Origin of the sequence: Pseudanabaena sp. SR411 (assembly GCF_002251945.1) — a bacterium.
In the GTDB taxonomy this organism is placed as follows: Bacteria; Cyanobacteriota; Cyanobacteriia; order Pseudanabaenales; family Pseudanabaenaceae; genus Pseudanabaena.
On record NZ_NDHW01000250.1, the window covers coordinates 1 to 5,191 of the forward strand.

At 42.1% G+C, this 5,191-nt stretch carries 3 protein-coding genes; all 3 read right to left on the minus strand.

Annotated elements, in window-relative coordinates; all coding sequences use genetic code 11:
* Positions 1-721: 721 nt before the first annotated feature.
* Positions 722-1,582 (minus strand): WYL domain-containing protein, encoded by an 861-nt coding sequence (locus tag B9G53_RS25585; protein ID WP_094536248.1) that lies wholly within the window; start codon positions 1,580-1,582, stop codon positions 722-724.
* Positions 1,583-1,638: 56 nt separating this feature from the next.
* The gene (locus B9G53_RS25590) at positions 1,639-4,722 is read right to left on the minus strand and encodes a DUF1998 domain-containing protein (protein WP_094536249.1); all 3,084 of its coding nucleotides are present in this window, start codon (positions 4,720-4,722) and stop codon (positions 1,639-1,641) included.
* A 78-nt stretch (positions 4,723-4,800) separates the two neighbouring features.
* Positions 4,801-5,191: ISAs1 family transposase (locus B9G53_RS25595; protein ID WP_141211900.1), on the minus strand; the 391-nt coding region annotated here is incomplete at its 5' end.

Genomic DNA, 5,191 nt, shown 5'->3' on the forward strand with positions numbered 1-5,191 from the left:
TCACGAAATAGTTTTCTTGAGCTATTAATTGTTTGATTTCAGGCAAGCGCTCTGTTGCTGACAACATGTAGTGAATGTCAGGCTTACAGGGACCAGCAGTATTAAACCATTTTTGCATAACGACAGCTAACTAACGGGCAGATACCCCTTCAATATATCGCAACACGCCAGGTAAACTCCTGAAACCTTGAAAACACGTTAATCAAAATGAGTATAAATACTTATTCGTATAAATTTAATGGCAAATAATTGATGATTATTTGTTCTAAGACTAATCTAAGATAATTTAGGTTTAATAGGATTGTTTTTTTGATAAATGATTGACAATGTGATTATGACCATAAGTTTGCCGCTGCGGCAAACTTATGGTATCAACCTCTAGGGCAAAGGACTCTAACACATAGCCAGTCAGCGTTTTGATAGTAGATGTCCGCTATATTCAGTCTCCTTAAGCCCTTTAGCCCAGCCACAGGCAAAATTTGTCTGTGACTGGAGTGGTAAAATCAGCGATGGGAGAAAAATCCAGATGCAGCAGGAAGATAACACCACGCTGCTCAAGGCTTTTGGTAGCTTCAAGAGTTTACGGTTTTCGGCAAACTTATGCTTGCATCTAGGGAGACAAATCTAGGAGAACCCAACGGTGAAATCGGTATTTCAAACTCAGTAGCGGTAAATTTATGGTACTAATGGCGGCAAGCTTATGGTCATAATCACAGACAAATCAATCACTTGAATATTTGAGGTATAGCGATCGCACTTTTTCTTTAAATTTTTCGCGCACATCTTCAGGCTCAATAATTTCGCAGTCTTCGGCATAGGGCATAATTTCGCGATAGAACCAAAAAGTATTGTTGATTTTGCGGATGATTTGACGTATGGGTGGATTGCAGTCTAGCCAAGTATTATCGATGTCTTCGTCTCTTGGCTTATAGGCAAAGGCAAGATTTCCCGATAAATTAAAGGTGACATGAATTTGATCGAGTTGTGATCGCCATATTCCTTGAATGGGAGTAATCGCGGCTTCCAAGGGAATGCGATCAAGTCTGAGAGAACGATTATGTTGCAAAGCCAGAACTGTATCGGTTCTGGCAATATCTTCACACCAACAGTCAAGATAAAGTCGCTTGTCGTGGGCTGTTACCTTGGCGTAGTAAATAGAGAACTCATGGGGATGTTCAACAGCATCAAGATATTGTAGTTGGAAGGGTTGATGCTGTTTAATGTAGCGATCAATGGTGTGTCGCCAAATTTCAGGTGGCTTGTCGAGAAATCGTTCAATATCTCGGCGCAGAGGATTATTCAGTTCGCTGCGTTCGAGTAATAGATGGGCAATCACTTGCGCTTTTTCAAGTTCACCATAATCAATCAGTAGTCTATAAGTACGAGCAAGTGATTCAATACGATCGCTTGCCCAGTCATTCTTTTTGGAGATTTGGATTTGCTTACGGGCGATCGCTTCGACTAGCTTAGAGATATTCGGGCGATCGCCCCATGTCATGCCAAGTTCGATCGCGATCGCTTCTAAATTAGCTTTGTCGCGCTCTTTGATAGATAGTGTAATTGATTCGCCTTTTCGTGACACGGACTTCCTGAATTTCTGCTAAATATTCCGATGAATAATTATTTTAGATAGTTTCATCATAGGCGATCTCTATTCTGCACACTAACAACAATATAAGTACTGCTAGTTACTTCATAAACAGAAGATGTTTTCTTTTTCAAAAAACTCATACCTTTGTCTAAGAGAATTCGCAAATGCTTGCCATCGCATCTGTAAATTTCTATTGATCGCCCATGATCAAAATGTTGGCGATCGCGTAATGGCTGCTGTGTGACTGTCGCGTTAATCGGGATTAAAGCTCTCTCAGTGTCTGCGCGTCGGTTTGGTATCTGATCTCTTTGTTCTAGAATCCGTACTGATATTTGGGTATTGGTTTGTAGCCAATTGCCCTGTAAGAGATCGGCGAGAATTTCTGCTTCTTGGGGTTGCAAATAGCGATCGCTGTAGGTAATTCGCTTGATTTGTTGATCTTGCAAGATTGTTGTTAAGCCTAATTGATCGCGCAGTTCTTCGAGTGTCAGATTTTGCCATTGGGAATCTTGAGGATTGGGATAGATAACTTGAGTATCGGGATCATTGAGTTGTGATGCGAGAACTGAATGCGATCGCAGGTTTTCTAAACGCGCTTTTACAACTTCGTAACCTTGATCACTACGAGTTTCAAGCCATGTGTTCTCTTCTGTATCTGGATGTAATTTAAGCGCTATGGGACTTTGCGATCGCATTTGCATTGCTAGTTCAGGATACTCACCATGATTATCAGCTTGATAGATTATGAGTAAACCTAGGTCAATCCACTGACAGAGACGCTTTCTGAGAAATAATTGCTCATCAGAATTAGGTCGAGGAAGTTCATGGAGAATTAATTCTATTGGATTTTCTGAATCTTTGATTAGAACCTCTAAATGCTTAAACCAATTTAGCCCTGTCGTGGATTCATCAAAACTAGGTAAATACCAAATAGCTGATACCGCCTGACGGCAATAGCTCATGAAATTGCTATTGACTTTGAGCAACGCAATTTGATGAGCATCTGGAGCAAAACTTGTTAGTGTTTCGTTCGGTTCTATCTTTTCTAGTAATGGTTTGAGAAATTCTATAACTGCATAGCGATCGAGTTCTGCATGGAAAATCTGATTTGAATAGGTGCGTAAGCAGTCATAGCAGCTACTACCGCAATCGCAAGACTGGACTAATTCGTAAGTTCTTTGCAAAATTGCTTGAAACTGTCTGGCAATTTGTTGAGCATAGCCTGCACCTCCTGGCACACTGTCATAGATCACGATTTCGGCGATGCCATTGCTATTTTGAATGGGTTGAAATAAGCCATCAAGTTCATTACGTGGCACGTCAATCACTTGTGCAGCGGCAGCAAGCAAAGCATAGAGTAGCGATCGCCAAAAGCCTGTATTAGTTGTAGCCTCGTCCGTTTGGGTAGCAATTTCATGACCATCAGCGAGATGGGTGACTTGTTGAAATAATCGGTATTGACTAGAAATCTGACTAAATCGAACCTTTAACAAATCACTGCGAAACTCATGACCTAAATGGATACGGGTATATCCTCCCATACATTCCCTGCCATCGCTAGGGCGAGTATGTTTTCCTTTTTTAATTTGATCATGGTTGAGATCGCGCCCGCAAAAATTACAGATAGCAAAACCTTGATCGCTCTTACCCTTATTGGCTAAGAAAAATGCTCCATTTTGGCTACAGGTTAGGCTATAAGCCTCGCTAGACGCACCGAATGTTTCAGGGTTACTGCCGTCCTGCGCTAAAAACACCTGTGAGGTGGGTTGACGCATTGGCTTTTCGTAGGGAGTTACGCGAGGGGCTTGGGTTTGGTCGGTCACAAAAGCGGTGGGAACTCGGTACTGTCTCGTTTTCGCTTTCGCCGCAGATGAAGGAACTCTTTGACAGGTTGGGCAAGAATTTACAACTGCTTCTTGCTGCTGTGATTGAAAGTGATAGCAGTGTTCGCAAACCCAGTAGTATCGTTTTTCTAAAGTGTCGACTCGAAATACGCCAACTCTGGTATGTACGCGGTCATCGACAACGACATCTTGACTGGGGGCATATTCTCCCAGAGCCAGACGGCGATCGCGTTCTAGTCGATGTCTGTTTTGCCCTGCGTTTTGACGGTAGCCACTGCTTTCATTAGTCATTAGGCGCACTACGTCAATTGGGAATCCATAGATCGGTAATATGCTTGCCCTTGCCAATTCATCATGGAGACGGCGATCGCCTATTTTTTCTAATTCCCTTTTAATAGAAGCCATGCGATTAGCGATTCTTTGAATATTCTGAATTTCCGATGGATCAGTCAGTAATTCCTTTTGTGCAAATATCTCGTTAGCTAAAGTGTTCCAATCGGCAATCTGTGATGCTACAAGATCGTGTATAATTCTTGTATTGAAGTTGCTAAGAACTGCTTTAGGTGTCTCTGTGGAAGTATTTCCTAAACGATTTAGCCATAGTTGCGTAATTGTTCTAGCGGCATCAGAGTTTAACCAGTTTTGAAATTCTGCACAGATTGAACATGTTGGTATAGTTCCATTGGGTAATGGCATGAATGTAGTGATTGGCAAATCAAAGAATTCGCTAATTTTCACATTTTCCGCAGCGAGGGCAGTAGTTAGGTTTTCGCGTAAAAATGCTGCTAATAATTCAGCACGAATATGACGCTCTTGGATGTTGAAATTAGTGGGATCTAATTTTGGGATTAGGTTTTTCCCTGCGATTAACTTTTCAGGACGCTCGAAATAATAACGATCGTGGGGACGGCGTTGACCATACATCAATGTGACTGCCACACCATCGGTGCGTCTGCCTGCGCGTCCTGCTCTTTGCTGATAGTTGCTGACATGGGGCGGAAAATTCCGTAAAGCTACAGCTTGGAGTTCACCAATATCTACCCCCATTTCTAATGTTGTAGAGCAACTCAGAAGATTAATCCAACTCTGACGGAATAGGCTTTCCCGTTGCGCTAGTTCATTTGTACCAAGTTGGGCGGTATGCTCGGCGGCTCGGATGGCAATGGGTGATCGCTTGCCAATTAAGTAACGATAGTGATGATCGGCTAGTTGATTGCCTGAAAAAGCTTTTAATCTACCATTACATTTATTCGCCCGACAGGTGTAATGGTTACTGGTGTCTGGCAAAATCCCTAATTCAGGGATATGAAAGATTTGTTGGCAGGTTTGGCATTGATACCAGTCTTCATTGGTTTCATTGCAGGGCTATTTCATTTTAAAGATGCGTTTGAGAGTATCAAGACCAAAAGCACACTTGCGTTGAGCTTGAGCCATATTATCAAAGAGGTTAGAACGGTAGAGATTGATGGCAAAGTTGCGTGCAACTACCCAAGTATTGATTAGAGGGGAAGTCCGAATTCTAGATTTATCTTCTCCCTGAGTGACATCACGAACATAGTGAACTTTGTTTTCCACGCCCCAATATGAACGAATCCTTTCAGCAAATCCAGATGCAGTATCAGAGAAAGAAGCAAGATAGTAACGAGTATGCACTGGCTGTTCAGCAAAATAATTGTCACGGACAAGAGTACGTTGAGATTCAACCCGAATAATTGTGTTTAGTCCCACCCACTCAGGAATATTATCTAAATTAGTA